The organism is Bacillus sp. P4_E1, from assembly GCF_056401715.1.
In genome coordinates this window covers 183,673-206,669 of record NZ_JBFUIV010000003.1, presented here as the reverse complement: position 1 = coordinate 206,669, position 22,997 = coordinate 183,673, and the positions used below count along the sequence as shown (strand labels likewise).

Annotated in this window: 11 protein-coding genes and 1 pseudogene; 2 read left to right on the top strand and 10 right to left on the bottom strand. The window is 32.9% G+C overall.

All coding sequences use genetic code 11. From position 1 onward, the window contains the following. Nucleotides 1-49: 49 nt before the first annotated feature. From AC1DS7_RS05315 to dcm, 7 genes are all read right to left on the bottom strand, one after another. Nucleotides 50-1,540, bottom strand: a complete 1,491-nt coding sequence (locus AC1DS7_RS05315; RefSeq protein ID WP_063226599.1) for an SIR2 family protein — start codon at nucleotides 1,538-1,540, stop codon at nucleotides 50-52. A gap of 472 nt (nucleotides 1,541-2,012) precedes the next feature. Further along, nucleotides 2,013-4,283 carry a hypothetical protein gene (locus tag AC1DS7_RS05310; protein ID WP_002186565.1) on the bottom strand — a complete coding sequence of 757 codons (2,271 nt, stop codon included), beginning with the start codon at nucleotides 4,281-4,283 and terminating at the stop codon, nucleotides 2,013-2,015. After that, entirely contained in the window at nucleotides 4,259-5,305 is a 1,047-nt protein-coding gene (locus tag AC1DS7_RS05305) for an FRG domain-containing protein (protein WP_236735005.1), read from the bottom strand. Before AC1DS7_RS05305 ends, AC1DS7_RS05310 begins: the two co-directional genes overlap by 25 nt. A gap of 378 nt (nucleotides 5,306-5,683) precedes the next feature. Then, nucleotides 5,684-10,771 (bottom strand): DNA phosphorothioation-dependent restriction protein DptH, encoded by a 5,088-nt coding sequence (dptH, locus tag AC1DS7_RS05300; protein WP_063226598.1) that lies wholly within the window; start codon nucleotides 10,769-10,771, stop codon nucleotides 5,684-5,686. Next, the gene (dptG, locus tag AC1DS7_RS05295) at nucleotides 10,752-12,140 is read right to left on the bottom strand and encodes a DNA phosphorothioation-dependent restriction protein DptG (RefSeq protein ID WP_063226597.1); all 1,389 of its coding nucleotides are present in this window, start codon (nucleotides 12,138-12,140) and stop codon (nucleotides 10,752-10,754) included. The genes dptH and dptG overlap by 20 nt, the downstream gene beginning before the upstream one ends. 3 nt (nucleotides 12,141-12,143) lie before the next feature. After that, a complete protein-coding gene (gene dptF / locus AC1DS7_RS05290; RefSeq protein WP_215550842.1) occupies nucleotides 12,144-14,510 on the bottom strand; it encodes a DNA phosphorothioation-dependent restriction protein DptF in 2,367 nt (788 codons plus the stop codon). Between the two features lie 257 nt (nucleotides 14,511-14,767). Continuing rightward, nucleotides 14,768-16,051, bottom strand: a complete 1,284-nt coding sequence (gene dcm, locus AC1DS7_RS05285) for a DNA (cytosine-5-)-methyltransferase (RefSeq protein WP_063226595.1) — start codon at nucleotides 16,049-16,051, stop codon at nucleotides 14,768-14,770. Between the two features lie 273 nt (nucleotides 16,052-16,324). On the opposite strand from dcm, the gene AC1DS7_RS05280 reads away from it, so the two are divergent. Continuing rightward, nucleotides 16,325-17,722: a Sau3AI family type II restriction endonuclease gene (locus AC1DS7_RS05280; RefSeq protein WP_063226594.1), complete on the top strand. Its 1,398-nt coding sequence runs from the start codon at nucleotides 16,325-16,327 to the stop codon at nucleotides 17,720-17,722. Nucleotides 17,723-17,841: 119 nt separating this feature from the next. On the opposite strand, the pseudogene AC1DS7_RS05275 reads toward AC1DS7_RS05280, so the two are convergent. From AC1DS7_RS05275 to AC1DS7_RS05265, 3 genes and pseudogenes are all read right to left on the bottom strand, one after another. Next, nucleotides 17,842-18,816, bottom strand: a pseudogene (locus AC1DS7_RS05275) (tripartite tricarboxylate transporter substrate binding protein). Beyond that, nucleotides 18,813-19,490 (bottom strand): response regulator, encoded by a 678-nt coding sequence (locus AC1DS7_RS05270; RefSeq protein WP_476998817.1) that lies wholly within the window; start codon nucleotides 19,488-19,490, stop codon nucleotides 18,813-18,815. The pseudogene AC1DS7_RS05275 and the gene AC1DS7_RS05270 overlap by 4 nt, the downstream one beginning before the upstream one ends. Nucleotides 19,491-19,509: 19 nt before the next feature. Continuing rightward, nucleotides 19,510-21,099 (bottom strand): ATP-binding protein, encoded by a 1,590-nt coding sequence (locus AC1DS7_RS05265; protein WP_476998816.1) that lies wholly within the window; start codon nucleotides 21,097-21,099, stop codon nucleotides 19,510-19,512. 224 nt (nucleotides 21,100-21,323) lie between these two features. Here AC1DS7_RS05265 and AC1DS7_RS05260 point away from each other — a divergent pair, with 224 nt between their 5' ends. After that, on the top strand, nucleotides 21,324-22,646 hold the full coding sequence (locus AC1DS7_RS05260) for an MFS transporter (RefSeq protein WP_088038646.1): 1,323 nt from the start codon (nucleotides 21,324-21,326) through the stop codon (nucleotides 22,644-22,646). The last annotated feature ends 351 nt before the right edge of the window (nucleotides 22,647-22,997 follow it).

Genomic DNA, 22,997 nt, shown 5'->3' with positions numbered 1-22,997 from the left:
ATGCCCCTCTTTTCATCATTGATGTTCTCTATGCCAAACTATATTTTTTTCACATTTCCATATGATATTTTCTTAACAACTTAAGAAAATCAATTATATTTCCAATCATTTTTTTCTCTGATACATTTTTACTTCCTAACTTTTGAAACGCTTTATTTAAATTTTTATCACTGTTTGGATAATATTGTTCAAAATTATTACACATATCTTTGAAACATTCTTTGCTAACATATCCTGTAGCACCTATAGGAATTAAATTCATACCTTGTGTTTTAGCAATTGCAAATTCTTTCCTTACACCATCAGCCAGCTGTATCCCCCCTTCTTTCTTTTTATTCCCCAATAAGAAAATTGCAGTCCCGCAATTTTTCAACATATCTTGCCTGTACTTATGCCAAATTTTTTCCCGTTCTATTCCATCTTCAATATGAAAAGGGAAAGGCTTTAAACTTAAAATTCTATCTAAATTCTCTTTCCCGGTAGTCTTACTTCCCCTTAAAACACCTGTAATAACAGAGCTACCAATTCCCATACCATAACCACTGGTTATTTTATAATCTTCTTCATGCAATTTTTTTGATAAGTTCTCTACAAAACTCTCTACCTTTCCTCTAACACAATATTTTTCAAAGTCATCAAAACTCCCTGATATAAATATATTTTTACTTAAGTAGATAGATTCTATTTTCTTTAATATATTCGTTATATCTGAATATTCCTCAACCAAAATTGCCTTTATACCGTATCTTTCGAGGTCTTTAATTTTTAGATATTGTTTATTTTCAGCATACTTCCATGCGGCCTCTTTCTTTTTTTTATTTTTTATTTTCCTAAACTCATAGTCATTTTTATTAATTTCCTTAAAAAAACAATAATGTGTCCTAGTATTCCCTTCTAACATAATTCTTACTCTTGATAAAATATTCTCTAGGTTAGGATCATCAAAACTAAATCCAATAAATAAGAAAGTCTTAGAAATTAAATCCCCCTTTAAAGCCTGTGTAAATAACTCATTCTTTTTACCATATATTTCATAATCATCTTTAATTAAAACTGCATCATGAGCACGATTAATATCACCATGCATTTTATAAACTGTTACTTCTGAATTTTTCACTTCTGATGATAAATCCTGGACACTTTTTTTCACATCATATAGTTTACTGTTTTGTTCAAAACTTTTCTCTATATACTCATCATAATTAGTTGTCCAAAATGTTTTAATTGGAAGATTAGCCAATATTCTATGATTTTCTGTGACCTCTCCCTTTTTTTGAATATGATTTTTAATTAACTTAGTAATTTTATTCCTAGAATTAGACTCATTATATATATACTGCGCTACCGAAACTAAGTCATATTCTTTATCTACATCTACCCCAATATCATCCGCCGCTTCTCTTAATAACTCCTTCCAACTGACAGCCCCAGCTCCTACTGATAGCCCCGCACCTCCAAAAACCGCAACCTTACTATCTAATAGATCCTCAGTATAGTTCTTAATAAAAGTATGTATCATTTTTTCTCGTTTATAACCCATTTATATCCTCCTTAAAAATCCTCATGCCTTATTTTTAAATAGCATGTGTTAATCTATTAGCTAAAAATCTCTATATGAATTTTTAGTAACTAAAATACACACTTTAAAAATTATTTTTAAAAAATCTTATATACAAAATAACAGATATACAAATCAATCTTCATAACCATCAAAATTCCCCTCACTTACAAATTATGATATTATAATAAAATTCACACTTTTAGCTGCATAAGGGAATACGAAAAAAATAATCCATATAATTCAAACCATATAAATTTGACCACAATAGAACAATATCCATACTCAAAATACCCTACTATGAAATGTCCCTCTGTTAAATCGCATTATTTATATATATATATATATATATATCCTTATATATATATAACCACTAAAGTATCTAGTAAAATAAACACAAGACTACTTTATGAATCATCTTGTGTTTATCTATTAGATTAATTACAAACTATAATTAACCTACTAATTCTTTTTCTCTAAGCCCCTCTTGAATATGAGGATTTATAAGATTAATTAATGCGGTCTTATTTATCCAAAATGTCCTTTTCACTTGTTGGCTACCATCTGTAAAAGCAAAGGTATCATTTCCATCTTTCGCCTTAGTCCTAATATGTAAGTTCATATCATCAGACTGGGCAGCGAACAATTCTACATCTCCCTTTTCAAAAGCAGTTATAGTATTCTGGTACACTTTTTTTGCACTTACAGAGAGATCAGAAAAACTAAAATTAGAAATAATATCAATGTCTATGATTTTCCCGAGAGAGTCTTCAATAAAAACAAATAGGAAGAAATCCTTTTCAATCTCTTTTTTCAAATAAGATTCTTCAAAAATAATTGGGTTATTTTCACTTTCAGAATCATATATTTCAGGATACCCTTTCACTTCGTAAAATTGACTAAATGTTTTACTTGGTAAAGGAAATGCTTCTTTTAAAACGTTTCCCTCTTCTGTCTTAGTAACTGTAATAGTCCTAAAGTCTATTGTTATCTCTTTCTCTTCCAATTCTTTTTTTATAAACATACTACGATTAGATTTAGACTGATTATTTTCTTTATATTTTTCATATTTATAAGGTAGTTCTGATATCCTTTTTAAAAATTCATCTATCTTACCTTGACTACTTTGTAACCTTTTGCGATTATCTATATACAATTTATATAAGTCATCTCTTTTTAATAAATTCGAAGTTATTTCCTCAGATGTTAATTGAATGAAGTTTTTTACAAATTGATCATATATTTCCTGCAAATACTCATCCTTGTCATTTTCATCTTCAGCGTCATTATAAATATCTTTACTATAAGACTTAAAATAAAATTTCCCATTACTAGCAAGACCTTTATAACTATTCTCATCCAAGCCCTCAGGCTTCTGTCTTTTCCGCCACCATTTATCTATGTGGTCGAACACTTCTATACTCTTTAAGAACTCATCAACTTCATCAGACTTGCTAGCTAAAAATAATTCTATTTCTTTTAGGTATTTTTCCAGGTCTTTCTTATTAAGATTCCTTGCAGTTCCGGGCTTATCTTGGAACATTAAATAAGATTTAATAAAATCTAATAAATAAAATCCCCCATACAACCCTTCTTCTCCCTTCCTACAAATCCGCTTATTCTTCTCCCCTAGTTCTTCATTAATACGGTCTACTAATTCAGTATTTGTTTCTATATCTTCAATATTCACAGGAATTTGTGAATTTAATCCTAATGTTATAGAACGTTTTAATTGGGAATCAACAGAAATAAATATTGTCTTTATCCTAATTTTACACATTAATTTCTCTAATAACTCATCAATAAACCTATTCATTTTTTCATAGTCATGTTCGACTAATTTTCTTAAATTTTTTCTAATCTCTCGAATAATGTCAGCACAGTGCGTTAATGTTTGTGCCCCATTAATTACACTTACATTTAATGGATCAAAAATAATTTTATCTTCTTTTATTTTAAAATTGTTTGATGAATATATTGTAATTCCATTATGATGAAACCAAAAACCTTCCAATGCCACTTCATGACCCTCAAAATCTTCTGAACCAGTACTCTCCTTAATATAATTGTTTAATAGATTCTTAAACTCCTGATTTGTACTATACGAAGTATTCAAGTTATATAAGCCCAATAAAAAACTGGTCTTAAAATTATTTCTTAGTCGCTCAGATTGAACATTTACAATTTTAACCCTAACATTATCTTTAAATAGCTCAACACCAGTTCTGTTATACAAGGAATATAATTCCTTTAACGACATATTATAAACTAATCCCTTATCCTCATTAAAATTTTCACTTGAGATTTTATACTCTAAATAATTTAGCCCTTCTTCTTCTAGATCCATCTCAATTTCGTCATCTTGACTCCAATAACAAACTTTTGAGTTCTTAAAAAAATTCTTTATCTCTCTTTTCTGCCTACTTAATCCTAGATTTGCTTCAATTTTTTCGCGATAATCTTGTCCAGCTTCCCACGATTCAAATAGCATTAATGACTGCATTTCTATGTTAATAACTTTATATCGCTCGTAATTATCCCTAAATTCGTTAAATTCAATATTATGTTTGCTATTCTCACAAAAATCTCCAACATAATATTCTACCGTATCTCCGTTATCATTAGTTATTTCTAAAATATTCAAATTCTCCTTAAAATCCATCTCTTCTTCCTTAACACCTAATAATCGAGATAATTTTTTTAAATCTCTACTTGGTATGAACATTTCTCCAGCTCCCTTTTAACATATGCACGTAAATTCTCAAAGTCATGACGTGCCTTTCTTTTAACATCTAACAATCTAGACGTTCCTTCTTTTTCTATCTTTTCTTCCAATTGATCCAAAGCAAAAAATAAATCTTGTTCATATTTCCTTACTCTTCTCATAATGGTTTTTTTTAACTCTTGTGTTAATTCCTGTTTATACACATAAGAATTAATTTCATATACTAGGTTTTCAAAGTACGAATTCAATTCAGACTCTATATTATTCCCAGTATCTTCTAACGCGAAATCTTTTTTTATACTTTCAAATATTACATCACTTAATTTGTCTTTTTCGGGAAATAAAGTTGACTCATAAACCGCAAAATAATCTGCCAACTGCTTTCTTATCAACTTTTTATTCCTTCCCTCTATTTTGATCCTCCTATAAAAACATGAAGGTATTCTAGTAATATTACTTGCAGGGAAGAAGATAAATCCCCCTTTCTGCAACTTTATTCTCTCATTGAAACATCCGTGAGTAACTACTTTGAAATTTTTCTTTAAAATCAATTCATTCCCATTCTCCTTCAACATATCGTCATAATATTTTTCGATATATTCAGAGCTAGGTGAGAAATGCTGTGGTAAACAAAAAATATATATATAACCGTCTTCAGATTGCTTTTCTTTCTCATAAGAGGTAGCAAAATATATAGCAACTAACGCGTTAAATGTAATATCAAGCAATCTACTAGTTGCTAAGTAATGTTGTGCTGCTATTGCTTTTTGTAAATTTGTTTTTTCCTCTCTGCCTATTACATTATAATCATTCAACAAATCAAATAATTTAATCTCTTGTTGTACAGTTAATTTTTGTCGATATAAAGATGGTAATAACTTTGTTCCTTCATAGTCCCGTGGCTCTCCTCGAAATGCAATAATACTTTTCGAATCAGAAATTTGTAAGGATTTTTTTAATTCCTTAGTCTCTTTTTCAATTTCTAACAATAAATTAAATAAAGAATCCTCTTTTTGCTCCATTTTATTTCTCCTCATAGAAATTTTATATAAATTTATTATTTACCACCTGTTACATTCAGTAATAATTAATATATAAATATAATAATATTGATCCATCAAATCTACTTATATGAAATAAATTCCAAAACTATTATACCATATCCAAATTAAATTAATTATCTTATAAAACATTAAGATCATTCCTGAAATAATTTTTTAATAACTCCTACCACCTTAAATGTAAATATTCACATAAAAAATAATCCTTTCTCATAAATATAAACAGATTCTAATAACAAAGTAGCCCTTAAAATTCAATAGATTATTGAATTTTAAGGGCTATTTAATAGTTTTGAATTCATTACAATAACAAATTTTCTTTGCTTATAAAATGTCTTCTCACTTAAGCAATCTATGAGTTAAAGGACTAATATTAATAATCACAGGACTACCCGACTTCAACGTACTATCCTTCTGTAACATTGGTCCTGAAGTGATACATTGACCCTTTTTCAATGTTGCAAGTCGTTTTTCCCACTCTTTACGCACAGCAGAATCTTGAGCAAGGTTTGATGCAATAGCACTAATTTCATTTTCAGGTGGCATGAAATACACTTTTTGACTTGAGTTCTGTAATCGTGAAATTTCATCCGTTGTAAATTGCCCTTTTAATGATTGTGTTGCATACCAACCTGACCAGCCAAATTTTCTTCCTTCGGTTAAAATTTTGGCACTTGGTGATTTTTCTCTATGATCAAGATTTTGCGCTTCGTCTAAAATAACTGGGAATGGTTTATTTTTGTCTCCGTGGTGCAATTGATAGTTCCAAATATCCCATAAGATAAACTCTGTAATCATGAGCTGTACATCTCTATTAAAGCCTGTTAATTGTACAATAAACACTTTACCTTTTTGGTTCAGTATGTCTCCCCAATCATATACAGCACTATGATTAAATGGATTTTTATCAATGAATGGTTTAATTTGTGACCTTGCTGTTTTAGCTGGACCCGAAGTATCTTCTTCTAATTCTGCTAATAAATAATTTAAATTCATATTCTCATCATATTTACCTAAACCACGCATTACTGCTTCATAGATAGCGTTTTGCTGCTGAATACCTAAATCTTTATATACAGCTGAAAATACACTTTTAATTCTTTCAGCAACATCTGTATTATCTTCATCGATATAAATTCCTTCATCCAATTCTTTTTGATTCCGTTTAAATGGATTTACTGGGAATTTATCTTTTGCTACTAGAAATTGTTCAATATTATCTTGAAGTTTCTCTTTAAATTCCGGTTCTAACTTAGAATTCTTGAATCCATCTGTATAGTCAAATATCATACTAGAAATTCCATTTTGCGCCAGTTCAAGAAGCAGACATTGAATGAAATAACTCTTACCTTGCCCTGATTTACCCGAGATTAAAATATGTCTATTTGCTAACTCTGGGTTTCCGAATTCCCAATATATTTCTTGAGTCGATCCCTCTACCGTTCCTAGTAGAACGCGGATGTCTTTTAATCCCTTTGTTTCCTTTTCTTCTACCGTCCCTTGAAAATGAGATACAGTTGGAACGACTTTATTGCTAGAATCTTTTAACTCTTGATTGGAGTCATGATTCTTATTCAATAATCTATCTGGATTAATATCAGTTCCACCAGAATGAATTTTTGTTTTGAGTGCCTCAATTTCTTCGACTACTCCTTCATATCCATCCTCTTCGGTTAATTCCACTAATAAAATATCTTCTTCGATTTTAATGGATCTCCATGCTTGTTCTTTTTTGAATGATAAAATCGCACCTTTCCCAATTTTACTATCCAAATCTCCACTCATTTCATAATCATCATTTAATAATTTTTTCTTTAGTTCTTCAATTTTCTCATAAGATTTTTCTGGCCAAATGTTATTTGCAATAAATTTCTCTGCATTCGCTAGCAATAACTGTACAAAGAAGTTTCGGAAAAACTTATGTTTAAATACATGTAAACCATCTTCACTTACTTTAGAAAGTTGCGTATCAAACAATTGCTTAGTAGCATTAATCTGCTCCTTCGCTTTTGCAATAGCACTGTCTTGATTTAAACCAATTTTTACTTCCACTGGATAATAATGCACTGATAATTTATCATCTTGCATTTCTACTCCGATTAACAGTAAATCGTCACTATGTGCACCTTTTCCGCCTAGATTTTTCGCAGAAAATACCCCTTCACTTTTCGTTAACTTTACTGCTCCAGCAACACGTAATATTTCTTCTAATGAGATAGGAACCCATAAAATATTCTCATGATCTAGCGCACTTAATATATATTTCACAGCCGAAATAATACTTAACTTTTCTCTTGAGAATTGTCCCTTACTTCCTATAATTCGTAGCAACCACTCACCATTTAAACTATTGAAAGCTCTAATAGCTGTATTGATTTTTTCAGGTGTCGATACAATTTCTTTTTCTGCCAAATACTGTTCAATAACTGTTCGATACTGTCTTGCTTTATCCGTTACTGTAATTGCATCATACTGGCTTGATGAAGAATATTGATCACTATAATGGATGACCAATAAATTACGTGATGACTCTTGGAAGAAATCTAAACCTACATTAGGCTCAATAAATGTTACCCAATAAGAAGACTCATATAAATGTTCTAGAACTTGTTCATCATAAGTAGATGTTCTCGTAACAATTGTTTCATTCTTACGGTAAGGGTTTGTACCATCGTTATTTAAATTACTTCCTAATTCGTTCATTCTTCTAGCAGTTTGAATTAGCAAATGCTCATTATTCAATGCATTTTTCAGCCCGAAGCCCGTACGATAATCTACTTCTGTACTAATAGATGATAGAGATGATAACATTCCATTTAAAGATAATCCTGTTTCAATATCTTCCATTGTACTTTTCGCATGCTTCTCATTTGAAATCATTTTATAGAATGAAATATGAGCGTAACCATATTCTTTCGTACCTATAAGTTTATAGTAGAAAACATTTTCTCGAATCAGCCTTAATACGTCTACGGCATCAAGATTCTTTGATGCTAACGATAATTCAAAAAACTCCTCGAATTTTTGAACATCATCATAAATAGAAAACTTTTCAAAGGCACTTAATATACTATTCTCATGATATAAAGCAACCTCTACTGGTATAATTTTTGATGGTCCTTTTTTATCTATCTGCTTCTTAATAAAATGCACTAACCCTCTTACAACTTCTTTATCATTATTTATATTAATAACATTGATTCGTATCGGAGATTTAGATTCTTGTAAAAATAAGTATTGGAAATGCTCCACAAATTGTTGAAGCTTTTCTTCAACTACATTAGCTAAAAATGCATTAGATTCTCCAATCGCAACCTTATGAAGCGGTTCATAAACGATCCATTCAGGCGCTTCATTTTGAGAAACTGGACGATACAATTCATCATTCTGTCCATATATATATGGCAATAGATTATTAGGATGCAGACGATTTAAAATATGCATTTCAACTACTTCATTTTTAATTTCATCATTAATACTTAACTGGTAGGCAACATTAAGAGGATGCAACGGTGTTAGTATAACTCTTTGTTCCTCTTCAATAGCCCCCAATTTAAACAGGTTCTTTTCTTCTTCTTTGAGCATTACATTTTCTTGTATATGAGCAACGCTTTCGTTAAAAGCTTTCAAGTATCTTATAGATAGCTCTCTTAATTGATCATCCACAAAACAAAGACTAGGAACCGTATTATTAAATTTATAGTAATTTAATAATTCTTGGTACGCATCTCTCAATGATGGATTAATTGCTAATTCAACCTTATTTAGACCTGATACTCCTCTTACTGCAAACGCAATTTCATTTTCAATCCATACTCTCTCGTCTTGCAAATAATTTCGAAATCCTTCTCGTGCTGAAAATTCCCTTGCACCCTGTTTTAATTTATTTGTATCAAGGTTATATTCGAAACTTTCTTGATGTTCTCTTTTTAATTTCCATACCCTTTCTCCTGATACTGGAACAGTCTTTGCAACTTGCTCTCTAATAAGAATAGGGATTAAAGTTGTTTCAATTTGAACAGAAAAGGATAAGCTATCATCATTCCATGCAGGGGAAGATTCAGAGACTTCAAAACTTCCTCCTTGCCAATTTATAATCTGTGCATCTTCTTCAATAAATAATTCTTCTGGTTCACTAGAAATATCCCCAAAAACAATACATTCTTCGGCTTTATTCATAACTATATTTTTCTTATTCATATTCACTTCATAAATTGTTTGGAGAGATTGTAAAAACGAGGCTTCACATTCTACAACAGCAATATGAAACTCATATTTCGACTTAGATTGCATTTTATGTGTATATACAACTTTATGGAATGAAGTCACATTTTGCTTATGCACTAAACTAACAGTTAGCTTTTTCCCAGATACTCCACAAAAACCTTGTGAATTTTTATGAATGTATTCCTTCTTTAACTTTTCTTCAAATTCAAAGTTTAGGTTGATATTTTCTATCTGTGTAGGATTAAAAACAATAATATGACGTTTACGTCTCCCAGCCTTTGTCTCAGCTTGTGCTTTTTCCCAATATAGCAAACCTTCTTTTGAATATTTCTTTGCTGATTCAATATATTCTAAAGGGTGATCTATTTCAGTCATTTTGTCGTAAGAATCTTTAATAAGAACATAATCCGCTTGCTGCCAATCTTCCTTCTTTAGACGAGACACACCTTTTTCATCGAATAATTTTTCTAATTGACTCTCTAAATGCTCATACTCGTGCATATGTTGTACTTTCTCAAAAAATGAAGCATTTTCTTCTAGCCTTTTTTTCATTTGAGCTGAAGTAAATTGATTTAAATTTTCATCATAAAAAATACCTAGATTAGAATAATCTTCTCTCGCAATCTCTTGTTTTGATAAAAATCCAAGAATTTCTTCATAATCCCAAAGAGATGGTCGCACAATTGTATCATCTAATTTTTTACGCAAATAAAATGAAAGTACTTCCTTCTCCTCTTTATTTAGAGAAGAAGTTTCAATCTCTTCTTTTAATGTTTTCAAAATTGATTTCACATTAAATGGCATACCTTCTTTTTGCAAATCACTGCTACCACCCTTAATACTGTCCAGTGTCTCATGACATATACTAAGTAAAGCTGTTTTCTCCCAAACATCCTTTTGTTCACCGACTTCATTACGAAGTGTTACTAAAAAGTCAGGAGTAACATTTGCCGATGTAGTCGCAACAACTACTTTCATTTCCTCTGAAACCTTAATAGCAATCGTTTCGTATGGAGTTCCTTGCTTATGCTGGTAATAAAACGCCTGCGATAAATCTTGTTCTTTTAATGTGTCATAAAATGCTTGCACTTGTTCATGATTATCAAATTGAAGGTAAAATCGCTCTCCACCTCTAAGATTTTCCGCTTCTAAATAATTTATTAGTTTATCTGAAAGATAATTATAAAATTGGTTTAACATACTGTGCATCACCGCTATCACTTTTTTTGTCTATTAAATTCAGCTTATCAAATAACTGTACAATTTCTTCTTTTGAGTACCGATCAAAGAATAAGCCTCTAGCCTCTAAATCTATGAATACTTGCTTCAAAGGTTTTCTTTCCTTTTTTAAACTCAATGCTGTTAGTAGCAACAACATATCTTGACTAATATTAAGCATATAACCAAGTGAACCTCGAGTTTTTAAGAAATATTTTTTTCCAACCTCTTCTATTGATAAAGAGTATCTATGTCGAGGTCCTTGCATCGTATCTTTTTCATAGGCTTCTTCTATACTACGGAATAAGGATTGTACAAGCGTATCATATTCTAATTCTAAATTTCCTTCATAAGCCCCAAGACCTAAATGTCCTCTATATTCCATAACCCAATCACAAAGCATCTCTAAAAATACTTTTTTATCCTCATCTGATAATTGCTGATATGTTTCCTTTAATTCAGGATAGCCACCTGCTTTTTCTGCTCCCATTAGGAAATTTAAATGTTCTAAGCAATTAATATGTAGTAGTAAATGTCTACCTGTATCTTTAATCATTTGATAACCATGAGTATAACCTTTTCTATTCTTACTCGTAGACTCCCAGTCAAGTGTAAAATAAACTTCATTGTTCTCACTAAAGTTCGCTTTCCCAACTTGTGAAAGCTTTAAAGTCAATTGAGTAATATATAAAAAGTAATAATAACTAAGAAACAAGTGATAATGAGTTCTAAAATAATCTTTATGTTCCACTAAAAATTGAAAATCTTCTTTGAATAGCTTCGAGATAAATGGAATTTGATTAATATAAGGACGGCGTTCTTTTTCGTCGCTCTCCAAATGATTTAATTGTTTTAACACAAGACGTGACATTAAATCTGTTGAATCGCTTTTTCCAAAAATCTCTTCTACTGTTTCTTTTTCACCTAATAAGACGTCTAAAAGGAATCTAGCAATATCTTGTTCTCCTTTTTTATCAGCCTTGTCACTTAATGGTAAATATTGAAACAAATGCAAATGAAAAATTTTAATTGTATTATCACTATCCTGCAGAAAGGTACGTAGTATTTGTTCAAATTGCGACTTATCTTGCTTTGATACATCAACAGATTTACTAATCTCTCCAATAAGTTCTTCTAGGTTAACTTCCATTTTTAACTTATTTCCGCTGACTAGACGCGTAAACTCTCCTAATACTCCCTGAAACCCTTTTGCGAATTTTGCCCGCTCTGTTCCTCGGGTAGAGAAAGGTAACAGAGGAGCTTTTTTATTTATTGTATGTTTTAATCCTAATTTTTCTGGTTTAATACTCAGCGAGCTTTTTAAATCCTCTAAATTCTCTCTTACAATCATTTTTTAATCCCTTCTAAACGTAAATTCTTCAAAATCTTCATCGTATGTTAGTTTAAACATTCCATTTTCATTAGATTGAACAAACAATAATTCTTTTTCTCTATTTCCTAATTTCATTATCTTATCCACAAATTCAACGAACTGAATACAATCTTCTTTATCCTTTTTATTCGGACGATAACCTTTTGAAAGTTTAACCGTCATTGCATATAACGGATAATCAATTTCTAAATATACAGGAGCTACTTTATCTTCATTAGAAAAAGCAAGTAATATATTTAATTTAAATCGATTTAAAACCTCTGGTTCTACCCCTTTCAAATGTCCTACAAATGGCTTGATTTTAAGAGACTGTGCCACCTGAGTAGTATCATTTGAATAGTCCATAAATACATAATCTGATTTCGGACGTCCGTTCCACAAGAAAATCGATTCTCTCGCTAAATTATACATCTCTCTTAAATCAGATCGATTCCCCTTATTAAAAGCATATAAATATTCCATATATTTTTTATAATTTTCATCCGCGAACATTTCATTCAAAACAGGAGATAAAAAGAATGACATACGTATTAATGTTTTATTAAATACCTGTCTAGATGAATCACTTAACTCAAAGAAAGGTCCCATCTCTTCTAGCCCTTCTATCCATCCATCAAGTCCATTTAAAACTAAATGCTTTTGGAAAGTATTCTTCATATTTACTGAATTGTTTAGCTCAATTAGCATTTGGTCTACACTATTTGATCGAAGATGAATAGGATCCATTTTAGAAATAACTGCTAGTAAATTTGATTTCTCTTGACCATCAAATAATAAATTCGGCAATAAAGCTTCGGTTTTTTCCATCATACCTGCCCCAAGAAAATCTTCATTCCCATGAGAGGGGACCAAAATATCATAAATAAAATTAAGCATGGAGCGTGTCGAAATAATCATCTTATGCTTAACTATTGCTTCAACTAAAATGCTTAAAACACCATCTCGTATTTGTTGCTGTTGCAATAACTCATAATTCACCATAAAGAATCCATTTATACCACGTTGCTTATCCTTTAAATAAGCTTGATAGAATGGATTGTTTTCTGACTCAACCACAATTCGCTTTAAAATTGATGAAAAGTAATCTGATTTTGGCCCTTCACTAGTTAATTCAAAAGGTTGATAATCACTAAAGCTAATTAAGTGAAAATTACCGCTTTGTTGATTAGTAGCAACTTCATTTGCCTCAAATATTCCAGATTCCTCAATAAATTTTGTTAAAATTCGGTAGTTCTCTTTTGCATAATCTGATTCAATAAAGTTATGCAGAACTCCTAGGTTAATAGCTAAAATTAGCTTGAATCTAGAACCATCAATCTCATTATCACTATATGGCTTTAATACTTCCGCTAATGTATCAAGGGAACTCTTTTGTGGATCAAAACTTTCCGTAGCATCATTATGCACCGAAAACTCTTCCATCAATTCAGGATATTTATTTTTCACATACGATAATAAATGTGATTTCCCATCTCCAACGCTACCACACAAGAAAATTAATTGACTTGTATTTTTCCCAGCTGCTGCTGTTAGAGCAGACATCATATCGTTCTGTATCGTTCTTTCTACATGTAAATAATCCTTAAACGAACTAAATTCATTAGGATTTTCGATAGCCTCTTGAGATGATTCTTTCAGCTTCGAGAGTTCTGCTAGTAAATAACTCTCTCCTTCTCCTAAAATAAAATCATCATACACAAAATTGTTATCTGCTTCTTCTTCATTATCCACAGACTGTTTATCTTCGATTTCTAACCCTACCGCAATCTCAGCGTTATTTATTTCTGTTAATTCCTCAGTTTGATTTGATGTATTTTGTTTACTTGCAATCTCAATTAGCATTTTTAACTTTTCTTCTAAACTAGCAGATATCTTTTCTTCTAATTTCTCCACAATATGCACACTACTCTTCGGCTGTGGATGTTTGTATTTCGGGGCAACAAACTCATAACTCCCGTATACCTCCATAAACCACACTGCAATTTGGAATAGATTTTTATGCATTTTAAAAGCACTCTCTACCCCACTTTCAATATGTTCATGTGCCGCTTTATTTCCTAAATAGCGAACAGTATCAAATGAACGTGAAATTTCCTTTGATAAAATATCTTCTCTTTCTAATTTTTGAATACGCTCTACTTGCTTTAAATATTGTACGTCATACAGTTCATGCTCTTCCGCAATGCGTTTTGATAATAGCTCCGCAAATATTCTTCCCTTAATTAAAACCGATTGGGGATCTTGATAAAAAATATTTTCAATATCCCTACCCATCTCCGCTAACTCAGGGAATATCTCTTGTAGAAAATCAAATGTATATTTCTCCAATGATGTAACACCTCTTAATCTAAAAATACGTTTCGAATATATTCCATATTATACAATATCTATAGAGGAATTGTTGGTATTAAGAAAAAAGGAAATTAGTGGATTATCCATTCATGATAAAATTAATTATTTCCCACTACTCCATTCTTCATTTTAAAAAATCACATGAAAAATAACCTGAGTCTATAACTATAGAACCCAGGTTATCCAACGCTTTATACTTTTAAAATTCTCACAAACATATGCTATATTAATTTCTAAAATAAACTTAACTGTATAACACTATCCATCTTCTCTTCTTCTTTGTTAATCTCTAAAATCCTTTGACCCATTCGTTCCACCAAATCAACCACTAAAGCATTTCCCATACAAAAGTATCTGTTTCTTTGTGGCATACCTGTATTTGTCCAGTCCATTGGGAATCCATTTAACAACTCACATTCAGCTGGTGTTAAATATCTTAATTTTTTTGTATAAGGATCTTCAATTACATGTGAACTTCTATTACATGTTCCTTCACTTGTTAACATGGTACGTCCAGGCTTATCTAAATCGTCAGGGAAAGCCATTCCTCCCTCAGCGTAGAAGTATTTATGCCCCGTCGCCTTTGATACTCTTTCTTCTTTTTTAGGGCCTTTAAGATACTTTAGTTCCTCAAATTCCGTTCTTCCCTTTTTGTTAACCTTATCCATTTTCAAATAATATGATTCATCTGCAGGACCAAATTTATCATATACTTTTTGAACAACTTCACCTAAAGTCTCTGGATTTTCAGTTACTGGAACTAATTCTTCAGTGTATACTTGTCCATCTATCATCACACCAGAATTATAGTATTCAGCTTTAAATGTATCAGAAACCTCAACAATATCGACCGGCAACACAAATTCCCCTCTTTTTTTGTTTTCCTCAGGTGCTTCATGCACTTTAAAAATCGGAGCGAAAAATCCATTTTTACACAATATCCCTAATGACTTCATTTCACTTTGAACAGATGCGAAATGAGATTCTTTTAAGTATGCGAAAATAAATACTCTTCGTCTTCTTTGTGAATTTCCATAATCCGCAGCGTTAATAACTCTCCATTCAACTGCATATCCTGCATCTCTAAAGCTCGCCAGCATAATAGAAAAATCACGACCTCTTTGTTTTGCTGGTGACTTCAATAATCTATCTACATTCTCTAACAAAACAAATCTTGGCTTGCGAGAATTAACTATGTTTATTATCTCCCAAAAAAGAACACCCTTTTTTCCTTGTATCCCTTTTTCATTTGAGATAGTACGTGCTACTGAATAATCTTGACATGGAAAGCCACCTACCAATAAATCATGCTCAGGTATCTCTGGCCAAACCTCTGCTATATCTTTATTTTCATGTATTCCTCTATTTTCAAATTGAGTGGCATAACAATTAAATGCATGTTGCGCTTTAGTTAAAGGCTCCCACTGATTTCCCCAAATAATCTCAAAATTCCCGTTCGCTTCAAGTCCTAACCTAAAACCCCCCACTCCCGCAAAAAGTTCTACTACTTTCACCATAAATACACGAACATCCTTTCGGTATTTTATTTCTTTATGCTTCATTATAATAAAAAGTAAGGAAAAGATCAATCCCTATATTATGAGAGTACATACTTCCGTTCCATAATATAGATTTTTGATTTCCATATCTTATTTAATAAGAAATCCGCGGCTTTTCCTTTACAGAGTTTTTATCTCTACACAATTGAAACAGCTTTTTATTATATCATAACTTTTCATTTAAAGGTTTCTAAGCAAACCAATTAATATAGATAACGAAAGGGGATTACTATGGTTACATACGCTACACTAGATGAACTAATGTTAAAAGCAAAAAAGGCTGAAGGACACAAATTTAGTGAAATCAATTCAACAAATAAACTTGCAACAGCAAATTCAAAAGGTGAACTTGGTCAATTAGTCAAAGAGAGATTTTTTGGGTATGCAAGCCCCTCGGATGCGGACATTAACTTTAAAAACCTTGGAGTCAAACTGAAAGTAACACCTTTTAAGCAAAATAAAAATGGTTCTTTATCCTCTAAAGAACGCTTAGTTTTAAATATCATTAACTACATGGAGGAAGTTAATACATCCTTCGAAGAGTCTAGCTTCTGGGAAAAGAACCAAAAATTATTACTTATGTTCTACGAATGGAAAGCAGACGTAAATCGTCAAGACTTCCATATCACAAAAAGTGTTCTATTTTCATATCCTGAAGCTGATTTAGAAATAATAAAACAAGATTGGGAAACAATCGTATCTAAGATTCGCTCTGGAAAAGCACACGAGTTATCCGAAGGCGATACAAATTATTTAGGAGCTTGTACAAAAGGAGCAAATAAAAATTCAATTCGTTCACAACCATTTTCAGAAATACCAGCAATGCAACGAGCATTTTCATTAAAACCTTCTTATATGACTACATTAGTTCGCAGATATATCAAAAATGAAGAGTTAATAAGCTTCACAACAGCCAACGACTTAAAAGGAAAATCATTAGAGGAATTTCTTCATTCCAAATTCGAACCTTATATAGGATTAACAGATAAAGAGATCTCCCAATCACTAGATATAGATTCTAAACCTACTGCAAAAAATTTCGTTCCATCATTGGTAAGTTCTTTACTAGGTATAAAAAACACACGCCTTACTAATATTGAAGAATTCGCAAAAGCCAATATAGAATTTAAAACAATTCGCTTAGAACCAAACGGAAAACCAGAACAGAGCATGTCATTTGAAACGATTGATTTTCATCAATGGACAAACGAATCATGGGAAGAAAGTGAAATCCGTGAACGCTTCTATCAAACTAAGTTTTTATTTGTAATTTTTAAATTCAAACAAACAAAAAAAGAAAACCCAAACCGTGAGCTCTACTTTAAAGGTATTAAACTTTGGAACATGCCTGTCCCTACAATAGAAGAAGAAATACGAGGACTTTGGGAAGAAGTAAATACAGTAGTAAATGAAGGTATTCAACTTGAATATAAAACACGTGGTGGTAAAATCGTTGAAGTAAATAACCTACCAAAAATGAATTTCAACGGCGTTGCACATATTAGACCAAAAGCTCGTAATGGCTCTGACAAAGTAACTTTACCTAATGGTCAGCAAATTACAAAGCAGTGTTATTGGTTGAATAATTCTTATATTGCTTCTGTTGTTGCCAATAACGTTAACGAATAATTTAATCTTAATTTATAATTTCTATAACCATAAAAAACACCTTCTCACTTCACATGATTAGTACATACAGTGAGAAGGTGTTTTTTTTACATGGCTTATTGTAGAAGTACTACCTCCCCTCATCTCAAGCCAATTCCCCCTATCAACTCACCATATCCTAAACTACTCTCCTCCAAAAACCCCCTCGTCTCCCCACTATCCTTATAAAATCCCTCCCAACCCCTCTCCCCCAAAATCCCCTTCCAAGTATCGCTCTCGACCATCCTCTTAATAACACCATCCCAATAAGCAACCTCTTCCTCCGTCATATCTTTCGGTCCCATAATCCCTTTCCAGTGCTGGAAGATGACGTCGATTCCTTGTTCTTTCCACGTTGGGATTTCTGGTAGTCGGTCTAGCCGTTTTGGTGCGGATACGGCTAGTATTTTTATTTTGCCGGCTTTGTATTGTTTTTCGGCTTCGGATAGGGTCATGGTTGCGGCGCCTATTTGTTTGTTCGTTAGGGCGTTTATGATTTTTTCTTTGTTTTCGTAGACGAAGAATTGTAGTTCGGCAGGATTTATGCCGAATGCTTTGCTTACTTGTACGAAGGATAGGTGATCGTCGTTTCCTAGGCCGGGGGCAACGCCGATTTTGAAGTTTTTCTTGTCTTGTTTTAGTTGTTCCATTAGTTGGTTTGCATTGTCTATGTTTGAGTCTTTTTATACGACAACGACTTCCCAATCTGATGCTAGTGTCGCGAGCGGGGTGAAGTCTTTATATGTTAGTTTACTGTGGCCTAGTAGGTTGTTCGTTATGAGTAAGCTTGAGTTAATCGCCAGTACGTGACCACCTTTTTGTTTCGTATATTTCCATCCGACGTCACCGCTGCCACCGACTTTGTTTGTGACAGTGATTGGTTTTGTGAAGATTTTTTCTTCTGTCAGCGTTTTTTGCATCGCGCGTGCTGTTAAGTCCCATCCAGCTCCTTGAACGTTCGGCGCAACGATTTCTACTTTGTCTATGTTTACTGTATTCGTTTGAGATTTTTCTGAAGAACAACCAGCTATTACTCCTGTCATGATCCATATACATAGTAATAATCGTTTTTTCATAGTCCTCGTCCTATTCGATATTTTCGTTCTGGTCGTCCGATAATGCCGTATGTGTACTCTACTGTGCATTCATTTGTCGCTACTAAGTATTCTAAGTATCTTCTTGCGGTTGTTCTGGAGGCTCCCATTCGTTCTCCCATTTCTTCTATTGTAATGCCCTCTTCAAATCCTTTTATAATCCCTTTCACTTTTTGCAGTGTTAACGGATCAACACCTGTCGGTAAGTTTTTCATGTCTTGTATTTGCGAAGTGCCGAAAAAATTATCGATTAGTGCTTGATTCACTTCATTGTTACTATGTAATAATCGCTTCTTTCTTTTATAGTCTTCAATGGTTCGAACAAATTTATCTAACGTGACCGGTTTTATAAGGTAGTTGCTTACACCGTTTCGAATTGCCTTTTCTAACATATGGTTTTCATTCGCCGCTGTAACCATAATGACGTCAACGTTTGGAAAATCCGCATGAATTTTCGGCAATAAGTCTGTACCAATTCCATCTGGTAAATAATTATCTAATAGAAGTAAATCGATTTCTTCTTTTTGTAGTAGTTCCATCGTTTCTTTCGCGTTCAATGCTTTTCCAATCACTTTTACGTCCTTTATTTTTGATAAAAACTCTTCTTGAATTTGCGCGACGCGGAAATCATCTTCTGCAATTGCAACCTTCAACATATGCCCATCCCCCTGTTTGTCATGTACTTTCTCTCAATGTTTTCGGAAGGTAAATTGTAAAAATAGCTCCCCCACTTTTCTCGTTTTGAATTTCAATTGTTCCTTGTAGTAGATCTACCATTTCTTTCATGTTTGCTAGTCCGTAACCACGATCATTTCCTTTCGTTGAAAATCCTTTTTGAAAAATGGTCGTAATTTTTTCTGCCGGTATCCCTGCTCCACTATCTATCACTTCAAACACAATGTCGTGCCCAATATCCGTAACAAAGAAGGAAACACTCTTGCCCTCTCGTTCACTCACCGAATCAAACGCATTGTCGATTATATTTCCAAGAATCGTAATAAGGTGCGAAACTTTTATATGGCCCGACAACGGTTGAAGCGCACTATCTCCTTCAATATGAAAATCAATTTTCTTCTCAGATGCTGTTCCGAGTTTCCCTAATAAAATAGCTTGTACTTTCGCATCATGAATTTGATGGAATAAAATATGGTTTTGGCTTTGATGAATATTAGATTCTTGCTGGATAAATTCAATCGCTTCTTTGTAATGTCCTAACTGAAGTAATCCTGATAAGACAAAAAGCTTATTTGTAAATTCATGTGTTTGGGCGCGTAAGTCCTCTGAATACTTTCTTACTTCAGATATTGTATTCACTAGATTTTGCAGTTCTGTTTTATCTCTAAAGCTACATACAACGCCTACCGTACTGTTATTTTCGAGTATTGGTGTCATGTTTAAAATAAACACTTTATCTTGAAACGCGATTTCTTGATCGTTTTCTAGCACTCTTTCCATATGAAAATCTGGTAAAACTTTTGAAATGTGCTGCTGCATATAATCACCTTTTACATGTAGCATTTCTTCTGCCGAAGTGTTCATCATCGTAATAAAACCGTTTTGATCAATAGCGATAATTCCTTCTTTTATAGATAGTAGTATTGCGCTTCGTTCCCGGTATAGCGCTGCGATTTCATTCGGTTCCAGACCGAGTGTATCTTTACGAATACTGCGCGCCAAAAGTATCCCACCAACAATTCCAACTAGTAATACCGCTAAGGAAAAGAGTATAATTTCTTTCGTTCTGCTCAATATGTTAGATTCAATACCTTTTATTAAAAACTCTACTGTAACAACGCCTACTACTTGATCGTAGTCTCCGTTATGAACAATAATGGGTGCCTTCGCCATTAAAGCCGGGCCACTTTCACCATTTCCTTCGAGCGTATAGTATCCTCCAAAAGTGAGTGCTTCATAGTTATATGGATTGTTACTCTTTGTACCAATTAACTCCGAATTAGAATGGGAATACATAACCCCATAGCGATCTTCCACAATTACATAATCTGCACCAGCTTGCTCACGAACTTGTTCCGCAATGGATTGAATGGTACTTTTATGCTCGTTGTATTGAAAAGCATCTTTTATAGCTGGCATAAAAGACAAAGATTTAGCCGTTTGCAGTGCTAACTGTTCTACTTGGCGCTTCGTATCAACGGACTGAATATAAACAAATATTCCTGCTAACAGGAGAACGACAAATAAAATTAATGTAATAATTAAGCTTACTATTTTCGTTTGTAATGACAATTTGCGTGATTTTTTCATACTCCATACCCTTTGATAAAATATTCAAAACTATCAATCTCCTTTTTCTATTATTATGACAAAACTAATAATGAAGCAACTATTAAAACTCTCCATGTACATAAAGTACAAAAAGAATAAAATTGTCATAATATTGAGATTTTAATTAAAGAACAGTACAATTCAACTACATTGAACGCGCTTTCATATATACCTTTTATTTATAAGCAAGAGGAGGAATTATTATGGCTCAAGCAAAATCTAACCGAGTCGCCGGCAATATTTTCAAAGGTTCTGTCGGCAATTTAATTGAATGGTACGACTGGTACGTTTATTCTGCTTTCGCTGTTTATTTTTCAGCAGAGTTCTTTCCTAAAGGAGATCCAACGAGTCAGTTACTGAACACAGCAGCTATTTTCGCAGTCGGATTTTTAATGCGCCCTATCGGAAGTTTATTAATGGGACGTTATGCAGATCGACACGGCCGCCGGGCAGCATTAACGCTTTCCATTACAGTTATGGCCGGTGGTTCTTTAATTATCGCCTGTACACCTAGTTACGAAAGCATCGGTATTATGGCACCAATTATTTTAGTTCTTGCTCGTTTACTTCAAGGGTTGTCACTTGGCGGAGAGTATGGAACTTCCGCAACATATTTATCTGAGATGGCTAGTAGTGGACGCCGTGGTTTTTATTCAAGTTTTCAATATGTAACGCTCGTTGCTGGACAGATGGTTGCGTTAGGCGTTCAAATTGTTCTTCAGCAATTACTAAGCGAACCAGATATGAAAGCTTGGGGATGGCGTATTCCATTCATTATTGGTGCGATGGGAGCAGTAGCTGTATTATGGCTTCGACGTACAATGGATGAATCAGAGCAGTTCTCAAATATGGAATCGAAAAACCGCGAAAGCGCAGGAACCGTTCGCGCTCTTATGAAACACCCGAAAGCAGTATTAACAGTAGTCGGCCTAACACTAGGAGGCACTGTTGCATTCTATACGTACACAACATATTTACAAAAATTCATGGTAAACACAGTCGGTCTCCCGAAAGAAGTTGTAAGCTGGATTAACTTTGTCGCACTACTTATATTCGTTGTACTTCAACCGATTGCAGGGCTATTATCCGATAAAATTGGACGCCGCCCACTATTAATGGCTTTCGGTATTCTCGGAACTTTACTAACAGCGCCGATCTTCTTCTTCATGGAAAAAACGACAGACCCAATGGTAGCATTTTTACTCATGATGGTCGGCCTCATTATCGTTACTGGTTACACTTCCATTAACGCAATTGTAAAAGCCGAACTCTTCCCAACCGAAATTCGCGCACTTGGCGTAGGCTTACCATATGCACTAACTGTTGCGATATTTGGCGGAACAGCCGAGTTCATCGCATTATGGCTAAAAAGTATCGGAATGGAATCACTATTTTACTTCTACGTAGCTGGATGTATCGCGATAAGCTTTATTACGTATTGGCGTATGGATGAGTCATCGAAGACTTCGCAGATTGAGGCGGAGCTTGGTGGTGGAGATAAACTAGCTAATAATAAATCTAGTTAAAATTATGTATTCTATGATCTTCGTTTATCTGAAAAAGCATAATTCACTAATACGCAATTTAAAAACCTCTACTTATATGTAGAGGTTTTTGTATGAAGAAAAAACACGTAGTTCCATTGTTATTTTACAAACCCCAAATTCTTCCTCATCTTAAAGTGGAACAAATTTATTACTTAGAGTGTCTAATAAGTGTATTTCTAATAGTAGTTGTCCAGATTGGATACAGCATATCCCGTTTGACATCTATTTTTATGTATTACAAAAAAAAAGAAAGGACTTATTATTCCCAAAAGTAAAAAATATGTATTGTAATACTACGGTTAAGTATTACAAGTTTAATACTTTCACAGG

Excerpts from the sequence above, each read along its gene's own strand:
- AC1DS7_RS05265 (WP_476998816.1), bottom strand. The coding sequence starts at position 21,099 with ATGAAAAAATCACGCAAATTGTCATTACAAACGAAAATAGTAAGCTTA.
- dcm (WP_063226595.1), bottom strand. The coding sequence starts at position 16,051 with ATGGTGAAAGTAGTAGAACTTTTTGCGGGAGTGGGGGGTTTTAGGTTA.
- dptG (WP_063226597.1), bottom strand. The coding sequence starts at position 12,140 with ATGATTGTAAGAGAGAATTTAGAGGATTTAAAAAGCTCGCTGAGTATT.
- dptH (WP_063226598.1), bottom strand. The coding sequence starts at position 10,771 with ATGTTAAACCAATTTTATAATTATCTTTCAGATAAACTAATAAATTAT.
- AC1DS7_RS05315 (WP_063226599.1), bottom strand. The coding sequence starts at position 1,540 with ATGGGTTATAAACGAGAAAAAATGATACATACTTTTATTAAGAACTAT.
- AC1DS7_RS05270 (WP_476998817.1), bottom strand. The coding sequence starts at position 19,490 with ATGTTGAAGGTTGCAATTGCAGAAGATGATTTCCGCGTCGCGCAAATT.
- AC1DS7_RS05280 (WP_063226594.1), top strand. The coding sequence starts at position 16,325 with ATGGTTACATACGCTACACTAGATGAACTAATGTTAAAAGCAAAAAAG.
- AC1DS7_RS05310 (WP_002186565.1), bottom strand. The coding sequence starts at position 4,283 with ATGTTCATACCAAGTAGAGATTTAAAAAAATTATCTCGATTATTAGGT.
- AC1DS7_RS05260 (WP_088038646.1), top strand. The coding sequence starts at position 21,324 with ATGGCTCAAGCAAAATCTAACCGAGTCGCCGGCAATATTTTCAAAGGT.
- AC1DS7_RS05305 (WP_236735005.1), bottom strand. The coding sequence starts at position 5,305 with ATGGAGCAAAAAGAGGATTCTTTATTTAATTTATTGTTAGAAATTGAA.